This is a genomic window from Acinetobacter sp. YH12254, from assembly GCF_013417415.1.
Classification (GTDB): domain Bacteria; phylum Pseudomonadota; class Gammaproteobacteria; order Pseudomonadales; family Moraxellaceae; genus Acinetobacter; species Acinetobacter pseudolwoffii.
The window spans coordinates 219226-235325 of record NZ_VPEB01000002.1; the positions used below are offsets into that span (position 1 = coordinate 219226).

Annotated in this window: 15 protein-coding genes and 1 pseudogene; 8 read left to right on the forward strand and 8 right to left on the reverse strand. The window is 43.7% G+C overall.

Annotation, left to right across the window (positions count from 1 at the left end):
* Nucleotides 1-15 precede the first annotated feature (15 nt).
* Both glnD and dapC read left to right on the forward strand, forming a co-directional pair.
* Nucleotides 16-2682: a [protein-PII] uridylyltransferase gene (gene glnD, locus FTV29_RS02820; RefSeq protein ID WP_005097404.1), complete on the forward strand. Its 2667-nt coding sequence runs from the start codon at nt 16-18 to the stop codon at nt 2680-2682.
* 23 nt (nt 2683-2705) lie between these two features.
* On the forward strand, nt 2706-3875 hold the full coding sequence (gene dapC / locus FTV29_RS02825; protein ID WP_159138593.1) for a succinyldiaminopimelate transaminase: 1170 nt from the start codon (nt 2706-2708) through the stop codon (nt 3873-3875).
* A 113-nt stretch (nt 3876-3988) separates the two neighbouring features.
* On the opposite strand, the gene FTV29_RS02830 is transcribed toward dapC, so the two are convergent.
* Nucleotides 3989-4465, reverse strand: coding sequence for a glutathione peroxidase (locus FTV29_RS02830; RefSeq protein ID WP_005097407.1), 477 nt, complete (start codon nt 4463-4465; stop codon nt 3989-3991).
* The gene (msrB, locus tag FTV29_RS02835; RefSeq protein WP_005097408.1) at nt 4462-4881 is read right to left on the reverse strand and encodes a peptide-methionine (R)-S-oxide reductase MsrB; all 420 of its coding nucleotides are present in this window, start codon (nt 4879-4881) and stop codon (nt 4462-4464) included. The genes FTV29_RS02830 and msrB overlap by 4 nt, the downstream gene beginning before the upstream one ends.
* Nucleotides 4882-5110: 229 nt before the next feature.
* On the opposite strand from msrB, the gene FTV29_RS02840 reads away from it, so the two are divergent.
* On the forward strand, nt 5111-6541 hold the full coding sequence (locus FTV29_RS02840) for a pyridoxal phosphate-dependent aminotransferase (protein WP_180040831.1): 1431 nt from the start codon (nt 5111-5113) through the stop codon (nt 6539-6541).
* 216 nt (nt 6542-6757) lie between these two features.
* Nucleotides 6758-7969: a YbfB/YjiJ family MFS transporter gene (locus FTV29_RS02845; protein ID WP_100534787.1), complete on the forward strand. Its 1212-nt coding sequence runs from the start codon at nt 6758-6760 to the stop codon at nt 7967-7969.
* Here the strand turns inward: FTV29_RS02845 and FTV29_RS02850 are convergent.
* The 3 genes and pseudogenes from FTV29_RS02850 to FTV29_RS15080 all read right to left on the reverse strand — a co-directional run.
* The gene (locus tag FTV29_RS02850) at nt 7948-8508 is read right to left on the reverse strand and encodes a M23 family metallopeptidase (protein ID WP_180075035.1); all 561 of its coding nucleotides are present in this window, start codon (nt 8506-8508) and stop codon (nt 7948-7950) included. The two genes, FTV29_RS02845 and FTV29_RS02850, sit on opposite strands and share 22 nt — an antisense overlap.
* Nucleotides 8509-8653: 145 nt before the next feature.
* Nucleotides 8654-8776 carry a hypothetical protein gene (locus tag FTV29_RS15075; RefSeq protein ID WP_257224402.1) on the reverse strand — a complete coding sequence of 41 codons (123 nt, stop codon included), beginning with the start codon at nt 8774-8776 and terminating at the stop codon, nt 8654-8656.
* Nucleotides 8777-9380: 604 nt separating this feature from the next.
* Nucleotides 9381-9544: pseudogene (locus FTV29_RS15080) on the reverse strand (NADP-dependent isocitrate dehydrogenase); the annotation flags it as partial.
* Between the two features lie 195 nt (nt 9545-9739).
* On the opposite strand from FTV29_RS15080, the gene FTV29_RS02855 reads away from it, so the two are divergent.
* Nucleotides 9740-10528: an rRNA large subunit pseudouridine synthase E gene (locus FTV29_RS02855; RefSeq protein WP_005170277.1), complete on the forward strand. Its 789-nt coding sequence runs from the start codon at nt 9740-9742 to the stop codon at nt 10526-10528.
* On the opposite strand, the gene FTV29_RS02860 is transcribed toward FTV29_RS02855, so the two are convergent.
* Nucleotides 10525-11910 (reverse strand): heavy metal sensor histidine kinase, encoded by a 1386-nt coding sequence (locus FTV29_RS02860; RefSeq protein WP_180075036.1) that lies wholly within the window; start codon nt 11908-11910, stop codon nt 10525-10527. The two genes, FTV29_RS02855 and FTV29_RS02860, sit on opposite strands and share 4 nt — an antisense overlap.
* Complete coding sequence (locus FTV29_RS02865) at nt 11907-12578, reverse strand: heavy metal response regulator transcription factor (protein ID WP_005097421.1); 672 nt, start codon at nt 12576-12578, stop codon at nt 11907-11909. Before FTV29_RS02865 ends, FTV29_RS02860 begins: the two co-directional genes overlap by 4 nt.
* A gap of 120 nt (nt 12579-12698) precedes the next feature.
* Between FTV29_RS02865 and FTV29_RS02870 the strand changes: the two genes are divergently transcribed.
* The 3 genes from FTV29_RS02870 to paaI all read left to right on the forward strand — a co-directional run bounded on the left by FTV29_RS02870 (nt 12699) and on the right by paaI (nt 14186).
* Nucleotides 12699-13205, forward strand: a complete 507-nt coding sequence (locus FTV29_RS02870; RefSeq protein WP_180075037.1) for a heme-binding protein — start codon at nt 12699-12701, stop codon at nt 13203-13205.
* Nucleotides 13206-13265: 60 nt separating this feature from the next.
* Nucleotides 13266-13664: a hydroxyisourate hydrolase gene (gene uraH, locus FTV29_RS02875; protein WP_180075038.1), complete on the forward strand. Its 399-nt coding sequence runs from the start codon at nt 13266-13268 to the stop codon at nt 13662-13664.
* A 129-nt stretch (nt 13665-13793) separates the two neighbouring features.
* Nucleotides 13794-14186 (forward strand): hydroxyphenylacetyl-CoA thioesterase PaaI, encoded by a 393-nt coding sequence (gene paaI, locus FTV29_RS02880; protein WP_005170269.1) that lies wholly within the window; start codon nt 13794-13796, stop codon nt 14184-14186.
* A gap of 65 nt (nt 14187-14251) precedes the next feature.
* Here paaI and FTV29_RS02885 read toward each other — a convergent pair whose 3' ends face one another.
* Nucleotides 14252-15955 carry a M61 family metallopeptidase gene (locus FTV29_RS02885; protein ID WP_180075039.1) on the reverse strand — a complete coding sequence of 568 codons (1704 nt, stop codon included), beginning with the start codon at nt 15953-15955 and terminating at the stop codon, nt 14252-14254.
* Between the last annotated feature and the right edge of the window lie 145 nt (nt 15956-16100).

The window sequence follows — 16100 nt, forward strand, 5'->3', positions numbered from 1 at the left end:
AACGGACCACTGTTCATGATCAATACCTTACCTCTGCTGAATTACATTAAAAGTAACCATGACATTAAAGCCATCAATCAATGGCGTAGTGATGTCGAAAATCAGCTACAGGAGAGTTTTGAAAATGGACAGTCGATTCGGGATATTATTCTGGCACGTTCCAATCTGATTGATGAAGCACTGCAATTTCTCTGGAAATACGCCGAACTGGATCAAACAGATTTGGCCCTGTTTGCTGTCGGAGGTTATGGTCGCCGTGAAATGCTGCCTTATTCTGATGTCGACCTCATGATCCTGTCAGAAGACGAGATTAGTCCAGAGCAGGAACAGCTGATTTCTACCTTCATTTCATTACTCTGGGATGTCGGTAATTTCAAACCGGGGATCAGCGTGCGTACCATCAATGACTGTGTCAGTCAGGCCAGTAGTGATCTCACCGTTGCCACTACGCTAATCGAAGCACGCCTGATTATTGGCAATGAGAACCTGTGCAAATGGCCACGGCGCATCGTGTCACGCACCTGGACCGATAAAACCTTCTTTGATGCCAAAATGGATGAGCAGCATAAACGCTATGCTCAGCACAACAATACCGAAAGCAATCTGGAACCGGATATTAAAAATGCGCCGGGCGGTATCCGCGACATCAACCAGATCGGCTGGATTGCCAAACGACATTTCCGCGTCAACCGGATTTATGATCTGGTACATCTGGGTTTTATTTCTGAATTTGAACTCGGTGTGCTCGAAGAAGCTGAAAGTTTTCTCTGGGAAATTCGCCATCATCTGCACCGCCTGACCAAGCGCGATGAAAACCGCTTACTGTTCGATTATCAGCGTGATATTGCGGCTAAATTCGGCTATGTGCGTGATGAGGCGCATCATCCGAACTATCCAATTGAACAGTTTATGAAGCGCTATTATCGCAGCGCACAGCAAGTCTCTACACTCAATGAAATGCTGCTGGCCTACTTCAATGAATCTGTGATTACCCCACGTTTACCGCAATATGAACGCCAGATTGAGGAAATTAATGAAAATTTCAAACTGGTCGATGGCAAGTTAGCAGTTCAGCATCACAAGATTTTCTCGGAAAATCCAAGCGCGATTCTGGAAATTTTCTATCTGCTGGCCAATCGTCCTGAAATTCAGGGCATTCGTGCGCGTACCTTACGCCTGCTGACCTTGGCAGGAAAACGCATTGATCAGGATTTTCGTGATAATCCGGTGCATCAGGCGCTGTTTATGGCGATTATCCGCTCACCGCATCGACTCTACGACACCCTGGTGACGATGAAGCGTTATGGCGTACTGGGTAATTACATCCCGGCCTTTGGGCAGATTCTGGGCCTGATGCAATATGACCTGTTCCATATCTATACGGTCGATGCACATACCTTATTGTTGCTACGCAATTTAAATCGCTTTAAAGCACCTGAATTTGCCAAGGAATTTCCTGTGGTCAGTTCAGTGTTCCAGCGCCTGACCCGTCGTGACATTGTATATCTGGCAGCTCTTTTTCATGATATTGCCAAAGGTCGTGGCGGTGATCATAGTGAGCTTGGAGCAGCCGATGCCATTAAATTCTGCCGTAGCCATGGCTTTACCGAACGCGAAAGTAATCTGGTGGCCTGGCTGATCCAGAATCATCTGGTGATGTCTGTGACTGCGCAGAAAAAAGATATTTCCGACCCGGATGTGGTCAAAGAATTCGCAGAAAAAATGGGCGATATGGAGCATCTGGACTATCTGTATACCCTGACAGTTGCGGATATCAATGCCACCAATCCCAAGCTCTGGAATACCTGGCGCGCATCCTTGATGCGTCAACTCTATACGCAGGCGCGTGATGTGATCCGTTCTGGTCTTGGCCGTCCGGTCGATTATCAGATGCTGATTGAAGACACCAAGTTTGAAGCCAGTGAACGTCTGGTCGAGCATTTCTCGCTCTATGATGTTGAAAAAGTCTGGCAGGAACTGGGTGATGATTATTTCCTGAAAGAAACCGCGGATGAAATTGCCTGGCATACCCGCGCCATTTTACAACATGGCGATAATCCTGCGCCTTTGGTGCTGATGCGGGCGCATCGAAAATATGCTCAGGATGCAGTACAGATCTTTATTTATACTCAGGATAAACCGAATCTGTTTGCGACCACCGTTGCCATTCTGGATCGTATGAATCTGGATGTTCAAGATGCGCGGATTATTACCGCGACCAAAGCTTTTAGTCTGGATACCTATGTGGTGCTGGATCGCTTTGGTACCTTACTCACCGACCCTGAACGGGAAGCCACCGTCATTGAAGCCCTGAAAGACGCTTTGAGCCATTCAGATGAATATCCGGGTCTGATGCAACGCCGCATTCCGCGTCAACTCCGTCATTTCGATATTGAAAATACAGTCGATATTACGATGAATGCGGCTCTGGATCAGAATATGGTCGAAATTGCGACTCTGGATCATCCTGGTTTACTTGCCAAAATTGGCGGTTTATTTATGATGCAAGGGCTGGATATCCACTCTGCCAAAATTGCCACACTTGGCGAACGTGCTGAAGATATTTTCTTTGTCACCAAAAAAAATGGCATCCCGATGAGCCCGACTGAGTCTCAAGAATTTGCAGCTGCACTCAAAGCTGCCCTGGATGAGGCTTCACATCAGGTCAGCGGTCAACACTAACACTCTGCTCGGTAACACATTTCATGAACTCTAGCTTGTCTTTATTGCACCCTTATCCCTTTGAAAAGTTAAATCGGCTTTTTGCGGATATCCAGCCTGCAAATATGCCATTAATTCCCCTGTCGATTGGCGAACCAAAGCATCCTGCACCGGAGTTTGTGAAACAGGCGATTATTGATAACTTTAAACATTTATCGACTTATCCCAACAGTAAAGGTCTTCCCGAACTACGTGAAAGTATTGCCAACTGGTTAAGCCGCCGCTTTAAGCTGAATAGCATCAGTGCAGACAGCAATATCCTGCCCGTTTCCGGTACACGTGAAGCAATTTTCTCTTTTGTACAAGCCTTGGTGAACCGAGAAGAGGCACCTTATGTGGTGATGCCGAACCCGTTCTACCAGATTTATGAAGGTGCGACGCTGCTCGCAGGTGCCAAACCTTATTTCATCAACTGTACTGAGGAAAATAATTACCTCGGTGACTTTGATGCCGTTCCGGCAGAAGTCTGGGAAAAAACCGCATTATTATTTGTCTGCACGCCGGGCAATCCAACGGGTGCGGTGCTGTCTAAAGAACAGTTTAAAAAGCTGATTGCGCTGTCAGATCAATACAACTTTGTCATTGCTTCAGATGAATGCTATTCGGAATTGTGGTTTGATCAGGCACCCGCGGGTTTACTGGAAGTCTGTGCTGAAATCGGTCGTGATGACTATAAAAACTGTGTGGTATTCCACTCGCTGTCTAAACGTTCCAACCTGCCGGGCATGCGTTCAGGTTTTGTCGCCGGTGACGCAACTTTACTAAAACCGTATTTGCAGTATCGTACTTATCACGGTGCAGCGATGCCGGTACAGCACCAACTGGCTTCTATTGCTGCCTGGAACGATGAAGCCCATGTGGAAGACAACCGGGTGCAATACCGCGCCAAATTTGATTTGTTCCAGCAAGAACTCGGTCACCTGCTGCCACTGAAAAAACCGGATGCCGGTTTCTACTACTGGCTCAAAGTCGACAATGATGAAGCCTTTGCCAAAATGCTGATGGAAAAAGCCCATATTAAAGTTCTGCCGGGCCGTTATCTGTCTCGTAATACTGAACAAGGTAATCCGGGTGAAAATCATGTACGTTTAGCTCTGGTTGCTGATCTGGCACAATGTGAACAAGTCATTCAACGTCTAAAAGCGATTCTCTAGATTTAAGTCATAATCAAAAAAACCACTGTAAATACAGTGGTTTTTTTATAAAAATGCAATACGATCAATTTTAATCCAGCACTCAAAAATTCTTTCATGTCTCAAAATAAAGTTTAGAGTACTTTTTCGATTTCAACTTCAAGATCTTCAGGCTTGGTCGTCGGTGCAAAACGGCTCAAAACCTTACCATCACGTCCAATCAGAAACTTGGTAAAGTTCCATTTAATCCCATTTCCTAAAATACCTTTGGAATTATTGGTCAAATAACGGAAGATGGCATGCGCTTCAGGGCCTTTAACATCCACTTTGGAAAACATCGGGAAAGATACCCCGTAATTTTTCTGGCAAAACTCACCAATCTGTTCATTGGAACCTGGATCCTGACCGCCAAACTGGTTGCATGGAAATCCTAAGACCTCCAGACCTTGATCTTTATATTTCTCGTAAAGCTTCTCTAATCCTGAGAATTGTGGGGTAAAGCCACATTTACTTGCTGTATTCACGATTAAAAGTACCTTGCCTTCATAATCTGCAAGCTGTTTGCTTTTACCATCTAACAATTCAGCTTCAAACTGATAAATGCTGGTCATGGATAGGTTTCCTCATCATTTTTTTCTTGTGTTTCTAATTCTAAAGAAGCCGAGTTTACACAATAACGTAAGCCCGTCGGTTCTGGACCATCAGGGAAAACATGCCCTAAATGTGCGTCACAATGATGACAAACAATTTCAGTTCTGACCATCCCGTGTGAAGTATCAGGTAATTCTTCTATGACTGAACTGCTCAGGGGACGGTAAAAGCTTGGCCAGCCACAACCACTGTCAAATTTGGTTTCTGAAGTAAATAAAGGTTCACCACAACAGCGACATACGTAAACACCATCTTGTTTGGTATTCCAGTATTTCCCGGTAAATGCGGGTTCGGTTCCCTTTTGGCGTGTAATACGGAACTCTTCAGGTGATAACTCTCTTTGCCATTCTCTGTCTGTTTTATTGAGTTTTCCCATGATTGCGTACCTTTTTATCTTGCTATTTAAAATAGGATAATCCTATATTTACGTGATTCAATTTAAAAATTCTAGTGTTTATTTAACAATTTACAAAAGACCTATAATAGCCAAAAAAGCAAAAAGTAAGCAAATATGCGGAAACAAAGTAAGCAACTTATGTACTAAATGCTTTTTTGTGAGCAAATTTAGTGTTAAGCTTAGTCATATTCTTGCTCAGGATTAAAAAATGTCGCAAAAAAAGAGCGTAATTTTTCAGAATTTACTTCCTGTGATCAAACAGTATCAACAGCTAGGATTTACCCATGAAAGAATTGTTGCTTTACTCAGAGATGAACATCATCTCGATCTGGTAACAACTGAGACATTTAAAAGTTATTTATACCGTTATGCAAAAGTGACCTCCACTCTTTCCGAGAACATCAAAATGCCGAACACTCTCCAAACCCCTCGCGAAATTAAGAAATCGTCTAAGCTCGAGCATGTTTGCTACGACATTCGCGGGCCTGTGTTACGAGCGGCCATCGAGATGGAAGAAGCGGGTCATAAGATTATCAAACTGAATATCGGCAACCCCGCCCCATTCGGTTTTGAAGCACCACAAGAAATCATCAATGATGTGGCTTTAAATCTGCCAAATGCCATTGGCTATACAGATTCTAAAGGGATTTTCCCGGCACGTAAGGCGATCTGCCAGTATTACCAGCAAAAAGGCATTCTGGATATGCACGTCAATGATGTGTATATCGGTAATGGTGTCTCTGAACTGATTGTCATGGCCATGCAGGGTCTATTGGATGATGGCGATGAAATGCTGATTCCAATGCCAGATTATCCACTCTGGACTGCGGCAGTCAATCTGTCTGGCGGTACGGCGATTCATTATAAATGTGATGAAGAAAATCACTGGTATCCAGACATTGTCGATATGGAAAGTAAAATCACGCCAAATACCCGTGGTATTGTGATTATTAATCCAAACAACCCGACCGGTTCGGTTTATCCGCGTCATGTCTTGCAACAGATCGTGGACTTGGCCAAGAAGTATGACCTGATTTTATTTGCTGACGAAATCTATGACAAAATCATCTATGACGGTATCGAGCATGTCGCTGTAGCTGCCTTGGCAGGTGATCAGATTTGTGTATCATTTAACGGTTTATCAAAGGCTTATCGTATTGCTGGCTTCCGTTCTGGCTGGATGGCCATTACCGGCAATAAAACACGTGCAGCAGACTATATCGAAGGTCTGGACATGCTGGCATCTATGCGCCTGTGTGCCAACCATCAGGCGCAATATGCAATTCAGACTGCACTGGGCGGCTATCAGTCCATTAATGACCTGATTCGTCCGGGTGGCCGTTTGTATGAACAGCGTAATATTGCCTGGGAAATGCTGAACGAGATTCCTGGGGTGTCCTGTGTCAAGCCTGAGGGGGCGATGTACTGCTTCCCGAAACTGGATCCGAACGTTTATCCAATTCAGGACGATGAAAAGCTGATGCTGGACTTGTTACGTGCCGAGAAAGTACTTCTGGTTCAAGGTACAGGCTTTAACTGGCCGACACCGGATCATTTTCGTGTGGTGTTCCTGCCGGCTGAAAATGAACTGCGTGAAGCCCTTACCCGTGTTGGCCGTTTCCTGGCCAAGATGCGTTAACTCCTGAAATAGACAACATAAAAAAATCGCATTTCTGAATGCGGTTTTTTTATTTCTCTCCATATTCAAAGTTTCGACTTATAACATTTTAAAAAGTACAAAGACTTCCTGAAGCACAAATTCCTGCACTCAACGGTTTCTTATCAAGTGATTTCTCCTTAATCACGAAGATTCATGTTATTTTTTAACCAAATATAAAACTTTATGAACACACGGATGTCCTCACACACAATTAAACTCAGCCTGTTTCTCTGCCTTAGTATGTGCTTGGGGATTGGCATTCTTCGTTTCTCTTATACTGCGCTGTTACCGGGTACACGAGAAGCCTTTGGCTGGAGTACAGATTTTGCCGGGCTTTTGGGCAGTGCCAATTTACTGGGCTATTTAATTGGTGCCTATACCGCCATGCGTCTGCCTCAAGACCGCAGTATGAGCAGGTATATTCAAATTTCAGCTTTTGCCGGTATGTTCAGTCTGATGTGCTGTGCATTTTCTGGTTTCTCTGAAGTTTGGTATATCGTCTGGCGCGTGATTTCAGGAATCAGCGGCGGGCTGATGATGATCTTATCGCCGAGTGTAGTCGCGCAGTGCTGTGAGCTTCAGGATCGTCTTAAAATCAACTTTATCGGTTTTAGCGGAATCGGATTAGGTGTATTAATTGCAACCCTGTTTCTGCCTTATCTGGATCAGATTTCCATACAGACTGCCTGGCTGATCTTATGTGGCTTTGCCCTGCTCATTTGTCTATGTTTAAGTGGACTTATCCAAAAATTTAAGCCTTATTTGTCCGTACAAGCACCTTCGACTACCTCCAAGATATCTTTGAGTAGCGTCTTTTATAGCTTACTGGCTGTCTACGCGTGTAGCGCCTTTGCCTATATACCGCATTCGCTCTTCTGGATTGATTATTTAAGCCAGCAGTTGGAGTTGAGCTTGTTCTGGATTAACTTCAACTGGATTCTTTATGGATTTGGTAGTGCTTTAGGTGCCTTCAGTGCTTATGCACTGGCCAGAAAATTCGGTAATTTTGCTGCCCTAAAAATTCTTTATAGTCTTTATATTGTGGCTATTTTTATTGCGACTCTAGAGGGCCAAGCATTGCTCACGTTGAGCTCTTCCTTTTTGACCGGCATGCTAAACCCTGCTGTGGTCTTCCTGACCTCTTATACCATTTTGCAACTGTATGGGCTGGCGTATAAAAAACTCTGGAGCATTGCCACCTTGTGTTTCGCCTCTGTTCAGCTGATTGGCGGACTCAGTTTTAGTGCGCTGCAATATTTTGGTTTGAGCTATCATCAACAGTTCATATTAGCTGCATTTGTTCTTTTATTAGGAACATTGCAATTATTCTGGTGTACCCGTCCTGCCAGATTCACTCCTGAAACACAACCCCATCCAGTTTCTGCTCAAGGAGAAGGCACGAAATAAGGATATGGATTGGTCGCCCCTTGCCCGCTCAGATAAATCCCGTAATGTAGATGTGGCGGAGTATTTTTGGCATTTCCAGTATTGCCGACATAGGCAATCACTTCGCCCGCTTCCACCCAGTCGCCTTCCTGAATATGCTCAGCATAATCATTCAGATGCGCATAGTAATGCTGACTCATATCAGGCCCTGTCACCCAGATAGCTTTCCCACCCAGATTATTGGTGCCAATTTTACGTACAATCCCTTGGGTGGCACTTAAGACAGGTGTGCCACGTCGAGCAAAAATATCTGTCCCTTCATGTTTACGGCCTGCACTGCGCGCGGCTCCCCACGTATCATTAATTTGACGGACTGTAATACCTTCGACCGGAATCTGTAACGGTGCTTCTAATTGAGTCTTTTTCAGTTGCCAATAAAGATAAGGACTTTTCCATCCTGCTGCTTCACCTGAAGGTGGTGGCTGACAGGCGGTCAAGACAAAGCATACAGATAAAATTAAGCTTAAAATCCGAAAAAATTTCACCAATATTATTCGCATTTATTTTAGAAAGATGGTTTTTATCTTAAGCAGAACAGCACAATTTAAAGTCGTAATCTTGTAATTTTTTGAATGATATTTTTATAAAATCAATGATATAACAACGCCCTTATGTAAGGGCGTTGTTATGGAAGGTAGCTAGGAATTACTTACGTTTTTTTGCACGGGAGGGTTTGGCTGGTTGTTGCTGTTGTTGCTCTTCATTCTGAGCGCTGTCCTGCTTGTCCTTTTGTTGGACCTGCTTATGTTTCGCTTTAGATTTGGCCATATTATGTACTCCTTCGGAGAAACGTCTCTATCACTGGAAGTTCCATTGATCACTCTAACGTTTTTGGAAAATATGCCAATCATCGAGCTGTATCCAAATACGTCAATGTAATAATAGGTTGGCTAAGTGATTCAACTCAGAACAAATCCTGTTCTGGCTCACTACAATCTTTACGCAAAGTTGCAGCTTGATACTCATTTTAACTTTTGGGCGTTTATCAATCAGAATTTAAGAAAATTTAATCCCCCTGAGAAACCTGCGCTTAATATAGGTTTTAATTAGGAGAATCAGGCTTTAATGAGTTAAGTATATCTGCAATAGTAGGATGATCAAATTCAAAACAAGCTCGCAGTCTTGCGCTTGACCTCCAGCGCGCAAATGCATGAATGTTCGCTCTTTGGCTATTTTTTTATAGTTAAAATCTTCTTTATGATCAGGTCAGGACTTCTTTCTAGTAGTTCATGTTTAACGCACAATTTAGTTCAAGGTGATTCTAGTCATGTCCATTTTTTCTCTTTGATTAACTTAATAACCTTTTTTACTTCTGACAGATTCGATATCTATCTGATCCAAGCATTTGAGGGCTTACTACTCTATGCTTTTAAACTGCAACATCTACCACAGCCTGCATTGTTGGTGTAATATCAGCACCAATTTCATTCCCTTTGATACATGGGACAATTGGATTATTTGCTAGGTTGAGGGACAGGTTTGCATTAACGGTAATTTGGCACCATCCGCAGGTACTACGATCTTTTGATATTCTATTCTTCATATTTTTCCGAATGCTACTGACAAACCTAAAAATAATTGCCAATTAGGCAATACTTTCAACTGTTCTTAACGCATAATATTCTAATCCAGATTCGTTGTTTTTGAGATTTATACGGGAAATAACCAAATTTCCCTTTAAAATAAGCCTCTACATTTTTTAAGTTTATGTAATTATAGAAGTTATTTCCTATGAAAATCGTCATTTTAAACAAACCCTATGACGTCCTCTCCCAATTCCGCCCAGATGAAAAACACCAAACCATGGCTGATTTCATCGACGACAAAGATTTACGTCTTGCTGGTCGTCTGGACATGGACTCAGAAGGTCTGGTTTTTTTAACAGATCACGGTGGTCTGAACCAGTACATCACCAATCCTGCCAATAAAAAGTTTAAAACCTATATGGTGCAGGTTGATGGTGATGTCACCGAAGAAGCACTTGAGCAGCTTCGTAAAGGTGTGGAACTTAAAGATGGCATGACCCTTCCAGCCAAAGCTGAAAAAGTATCTGAACCGGAATGGTTGTGGGAGCGTAATCCTCCTGTACGTTTCCGTGCATCTGTCCCAACGTCTTGGGTTGAGATTTCGATTTGTGAAGGCCGTAACCGTCAGGTTCGTCGTATGACCTCTGCGGTGGGCTTCCCTACACTGCGTTTAATCCGTACTAAAATTGGTGATATTGACCTTGTACGTATGGATATTAAACCGGGTGAAACCAAGGAAATTGAACCTTTACTTTATCCAGATTTCCAGAATGTTCCTGCTGAAGAGCCATACCGTTCACGTTCTTATGTGAAAAAACCGGGTGGTACGGGTGGTAAGCCAATGGTTCGCAAGAACAAAGATGGTTCAGTGAAAAAATCAGGTACCAAACGTATCTGGCAAATGGACGAAAGCGAAAAGCCGAAACGTCGTACCAATGGTACAACTCGTCCAAATACCAAAGCACCTCGTGGTCGCGGACGCGGTCGTGGTTAAAACCCAGTCTGCTCATCAGGTAGGGACAGGCTAAAGATCACGCCAGACGGTGTATTTTCTACAGTTGTCTGCCCCTGATGGAGCTGCATGATCGACTGTACAATGGCAAGGCCCAGACCACCCGTCTGGGCTTTTTCGTGCCGGCTGTCATCGATCTGATAAAAACGCTCAAATAAATGCGGATGGTGCTGCTCTGCAATCCAGACTTCTGGCGTCAACACTGATATTTTAATCCTGTGGTTGAGTCGCTGTGCAGACACAATAATCTCACTCCCAGGCTGACCATAAGTAATGGCATTGCTGATCAGATTGGCGACTGCGCGCTGTAACAATACGGTGCTGGCTGTCAGACTTAAATCTGGCGGAACATCCACTTTTAAATGCATCTGCTTCTCTTCGGCCAGAAAGCTGAAGTACTCAAGCAATTCTTGCAGCATGTCATTTAGATTGAAACGCTGTTTTTCAATCGCATATCCGCCATGTTCTACCCGGGCGATAAACAGCATACTTTCAATCATCTGGCTCAGGCGTTCGTATTCTTCCAAGTTGGAATAGAGCAGATTTTCCAGCTCAGCAGGTTCGCGCGACCGCGATAACAGAATCTGTGTCTGCCCGATTAAATTGTTTAATGGGGTGCGAAGTTCGTGTGAAATATCCTCAGAAAAACGTGCCAGCTGCTGATACGCAGCCTGAATATTAGCGAGCATATCGTTCATGGCCTGACGCAGCTCTTGAACCTCAAGCGTATTACTCTGAACATCGATGTGCTGATTGGGCTGCTGAATATTGACCTGTGCTGTAGCCAGCATCAACTGGCGCATGGACTTGAGAATATAGCGTCCTGCCAGCCAGGCCATCAAGGTCGAGAGCAGTATGCCAAGCAGACTATAGAGCACCAGTTTTGATAAATAGCTTGCCAGTATCCTTTGTCCCTCTGCCAGCTGCTTGCCGGCCACCAACTGATAACTGCGACCATCAAACTGCACCTGTTTAAAAGCCAGTCGTGTCGAAGGCTGTTCGGCCTGATTATTCTGAAACTGTAATGCGGAGCTATAGTGCAATGCCGGAATATGAATCTGCAAAGGATTGATTTCAATCAAGCGATTATTCTGATGTTGCAGCAGCAGTAGATTATCTTCTTGCCCCAGCATGTTTTCATATAATTTGGGATGCTGAACCAAAAGCTCGAAACTCTGGGCATCTTCAAGAAATATTTCAATTCGGGAAATACGTGCAGCCAGTGCCTGATCCTGCTGAGCCTGAATCATCTGTTGCATATTTTGATAAGACAGTAACGCCACACTCAAAAAAACCACGCAGGACACCAATGCAAACGCAATACTCAAGCGTGTTGCCAGCGGTAATAAGATAGGATTGTTCATGGGTATTCATCAAGTTTATAACCCATACCGCGTACGGTATGAATCAGTTTTGGCGTGTAATGATCATCAATTTTGCTCCGCAGCCTGCGAATGGCCACATCCACCACATTGGTATCGGTATTAAAATTGATATTCCAGACCATGGAGGCAATCTGGCTCCGGGTCATCACCTGCCCCTGATGCTCCATCAACAGTTGCAACAGCGCAAATTCTTTCTGGCTTAATTCGATCTTTTGTTCATTACGATATACTTCATGCTTTAGGCGGTTCAATACCAGACCTGCAACCTGATAGGCCTCCTGCTCCAGTCGCGGCACACGGCGCAACAGACTTTTGATCCGGGCCAGTAACTCAATATAGGAAAAAGGCTTGGTCAGATAATCATCGGCGCCAAGCTCCAGGCCTTTTACCCGATCTAGCACATGATCGCGTGCAGTGAGCATCAATACCGGAATCTGGCTAAAAGTTCGCAAGGTTTTCAGCACCTGCCAGCCGTCCAGATCTGGCAGCATTACATCCAGCAGTACCAGATCAAATGACTGTTGCTGTAAACACGCCAATGCCAACACGCCATTTTCAGCAATGGCCGTGCTATAACCTGACTCACTCAGTCCTTTTGCCAGATATTCAGCAATCTTGACTTCATCTTCTACAATTAAAATATGCATGTCAGTAGTTTAGCTGTTTTTAGCTATGCCTAGATTACAAATTGGTAATCTGATTGTCATGCTGCACTGGCGTATTTCTTTCTACAATAGCAACAGTATTCAATTGCATGAATGACAAGTATGAAAAATTCAATCGCCAAAACAACCCTAGCCTTGTTCAGCAGCTCATTACTACTCAGCTCACTGGCACATGCAGAATTAAAAACAGCACCAGTCATGTCGCTAGAAGCAGCAAAGCTTATGGCCAGCAATGTCATGTTGGCCTGCCAGAAACAGGCCAAGCCCGCAGCAGTCGTGGTTCTGGATCAGGGTGGTAATCTGCTGGCTAGTCAACGCCATGAATCTGTCGGCATTCACAACCTGATCGCAGCAGAACGCAAGGCCTTTACCTCGTATTCAACGAAAACCAGTACGCTGGATTTTATGCGCAATGCCCAGAACAATCCGGACGCACAGAACCTGAATAGCCTACCTGAACTGCTGTTACTGGGCGGCGGTGTACCTGTTATGTACCAGAATCATATTTTAGGTGCTGTAGGTGTTGCGGGTGCAGGCGGTTCGGAACAAGATCATCAATGCGCCAATAGCGGCATTCAAAGCACTTTAAAACAGCTTTACTCTATTTAAATAAGTCTTATTGGTTTCTTTTATTCAATATTGCTTCATCCATCTACTGAGGAATACAACATGAAAAAAATCCTGCTAGCAACCCTTGCGAGCACCGCAGCCACGCTTTCCTTTGCACAGAATCCACTTAGTGTGCATGTTCTGAATCAGGAAACAGGTTTACCTTCCGCAAATATTGCAGTTACTTTGGAAGCACAGCAAGGTGAGAAATGGGTCAAGCTCAATGAAGCTAAAACAGATCAAAATGGCCGTATTAAAGAGCTATATCCAAAAGATACCAATCTGCAAAAGGGTATTTATAAAGTGACCTTTAAAACGGGTGACTGGTTTAAGGCCAATAATCAGCGGACATTCTTCCCTGAAGTACCGGTAGTCTTTATGATTGATGGCGCTTTAGAACATTATCATATTCCACTGTTATTGAGCTCTTATGGTTATTCGACTTATCGCGGTAACTAAGCTCTTTCACTTAAGGCCCATCTTATTGGGCCTTATTCTTTTACTTGTTATTCTTGTGCTGGAATGCTATTCATGACTCATATTAAATGAATTTAAAAATAAAACGTATCTCAAACAAGGAGCTTTGCAATGGATCAGCAAGTCAACCAGATGTTTAATCAGGATCGATTAATCCAGCATCTTGGTGCACACCTTGTTGCTTATAGTCACAATCACGCAAAAATTTCGCTGAAAGTCACTGAACAACATTTACAGGGTCACCAGACCTGTAACGGCGCAGTGATTTTCGCGCTTGCAGATGCGGCATTTGCCATTGCCTGTAATACAGGTGAACATCCGGCTGTTGGTCAGCATTGTGGAATTCATTACTTAAAACCGGCAGTTCTTGGCGATACATTGACTGCTGTAGCAGAACATAGGGCCAGCAGTGGCCGTAGTGGAATTTACGATATTCAGGTGATAAATCAGCATGATCAAATTGTGGCAGAGTTCCGCGGTACGTCTCGACTGATCATCAGATAATTTTCAAAACTTGATGCAATTAAAAACCGATGCCTAAGCATCGGTTTTTAAAGTTTGAAATTTAATTAAGCTTTCAACCATTGTTCAGCTTTGGCTTGATCTTCAATTTTCAGTTCAACTTCGGTCAGTTCAGAACCACCTGCCTGAACGTCAAAACTCATTAGCTCATCGCGACGGAAAGCATGCATGGTATAAACACCTTCCTGTTTTGCATAACTTTCCATTAACTTCGTCATTGCTTTTAAACCATCAACGGCAATAATCACATCATTGGCAGAAAGGCCAGCTACTACAGCAGTACTATCACGACGCGCCGACTGAACCAGTACACCTTCCGGCTTATCTACCAGTTTTAAACCAAAAGGCAATGACTTGTCATTTTTCAGGTTATAACAGATACCAAACTCAGGCAATAACTGATCCAGTGGCAATTCATCTGTGGTATTAATCAAGTGATTAATCTGCTCTGACCAATCATCACCGGTCAGCTCTTTGCACAATTCAAAGATGGTACGTTCATGTACCTGAATACCATTCTGGGCATTTTCATACAAACGGCGCATCAAGGCATCCAGACTTGAACCACGTAAACGCAAACCTAAGTCTAGGCACAATGCAACCAAACAACCTTTGTTGTAATAGCTGGTGCCGGCATTATTCGAGTTTTCATCCTGACGGTAGAATTTCACCCAGGCATCAAAACTGGATTCAGACACCGACTGAATCGCACGACCCGGATTCTGCAAGTAACGATCAATCTGCGCTTTTAACAAGCTGATATATGATTCTTGATTAATCACGCCACTGCGTAGCAAAATCAAATCATCATAATAAGAAGTGAAGCCTTCAAAGATCCACAGCAAAGACGTATAGCCTTCACGGTTCAAATCATAATTGACAAAATTTTCAGGGCGAATAAATTTCACCAACCAAGAATGGAAATATTCATGGCTACATAGGCCGAGGAAACGCTGATAATCTTTGGAAGGTTCTTCAGGCTCATTGGCCTTCGGCAAGTCATCGCGCGGTGAAATCAGGCTGGTCGAGTTTGGATGTTCCAGACCACCATAACTATTTCCGGTTGCCATGGTCATAAAAGTATAGTCAGCAAATGGCGCTGAACCGAACATGGAGATTTCTGTGCTACAGATTTTCTCAATGTCCTGCTGCATACGTGCTGCATTCATCGCATGCTTGCCGGACACCACAAACTCATGCGGAATACCATTCGCTTCAAAACTGAAACGGGTTTGCTCTGCCAGTTCAAACGGTGCATCAATCAATTCAGCATAGTTTTTGGCTTTCAGGGTGAAACGGCCCTTGACCAGACTTTTGGATTGCATGCCGGTTGCCAGTTGGAAATGCTTTAACTCATCTGGCAGGAAGATTTCTAATTCAATCTCTTTATTTTCCTGACCTTCTAGCCCCAAGCATGCACAGGCCGGGTTGACATAGAGACGGTTTTGATCCACATATGCACCACGAACAGACAGGTCGTAGGCATAGACATCATATTCAACCGTAATCAGCTCATGATCGGTATTGAATAAACGCCATTTGTTCTTTTCAAATTTCTGGATTTGCAGTTGACGTCCATCTTCATCATAAGCTTTGACCGCCTCAATGTGTTTGGAAAACTCTCGAATCAAATAACTTCCCGGAATCCAGGTCGGTAATGATAAGATCTGCGTCGGGTCTGCCAGAAAGCGAACAGTCACGTGAATAAGGTGCTGACGATAATCGTCAAATTCGATTTGATAATGCAACATAATGGGCGATATAAAATGAAAATAAATGAGGTATAGCTTAGCTTAGCATTTTTTAAGCCAAGATGGTTTAGCTGTCTTATTTGTCTACATTTACGACTAGCTATCTGTATAAAAAAGGCATAGCATGCCTGAAAATTTAATCGTT

Coding starts and splice junctions, on each gene's coding strand:
- FTV29_RS02865 (WP_005097421.1), bottom strand. CDS start 12,578: ATGCATATTTTAATTGTAGAAGATGAAGTCAAGATTGCTGAATATCTG.
- msrB (WP_005097408.1), bottom strand. CDS start 4,881: ATGGGAAAACTCAATAAAACAGACAGAGAATGGCAAAGAGAGTTATCA.
- paaI (WP_005170269.1), top strand. CDS start 13,794: ATGGATCAGCAAGTCAACCAGATGTTTAATCAGGATCGATTAATCCAG.
- glnD (WP_005097404.1), top strand. CDS start 16: ATGATCAATACCTTACCTCTGCTGAATTACATTAAAAGTAACCATGAC.
- FTV29_RS02845 (WP_100534787.1), top strand. CDS start 6,758: ATGTCCTCACACACAATTAAACTCAGCCTGTTTCTCTGCCTTAGTATG.
- dapC (WP_159138593.1), top strand. CDS start 2,706: ATGAACTCTAGCTTGTCTTTATTGCACCCTTATCCCTTTGAAAAGTTA.
- FTV29_RS02870 (WP_180075037.1), top strand. CDS start 12,699: ATGAAAAATTCAATCGCCAAAACAACCCTAGCCTTGTTCAGCAGCTCA.
- FTV29_RS02860 (WP_180075036.1), bottom strand. CDS start 11,910: ATGAACAATCCTATCTTATTACCGCTGGCAACACGCTTGAGTATTGCG.
- FTV29_RS02850 (WP_180075035.1), bottom strand. CDS start 8,508: ATGCGAATAATATTGGTGAAATTTTTTCGGATTTTAAGCTTAATTTTA.
- FTV29_RS02885 (WP_180075039.1), bottom strand. CDS start 15,955: ATGTTGCATTATCAAATCGAATTTGACGATTATCGTCAGCACCTTATT.
- FTV29_RS15075 (WP_257224402.1), bottom strand. CDS start 8,776: ATGGCCAAATCTAAAGCGAAACATAAGCAGGTCCAACAAAAGGACAAG.
- uraH (WP_180075038.1), top strand. CDS start 13,266: ATGAAAAAAATCCTGCTAGCAACCCTTGCGAGCACCGCAGCCACGCTT.
- FTV29_RS02830 (WP_005097407.1), bottom strand. CDS start 4,465: ATGACCAGCATTTATCAGTTTGAAGCTGAATTGTTAGATGGTAAAAGC.
- FTV29_RS02855 (WP_005170277.1), top strand. CDS start 9,740: ATGAAAATCGTCATTTTAAACAAACCCTATGACGTCCTCTCCCAATTC.
- FTV29_RS02840 (WP_180040831.1), top strand. CDS start 5,111: ATGTCGCAAAAAAAGAGCGTAATTTTTCAGAATTTACTTCCTGTGATC.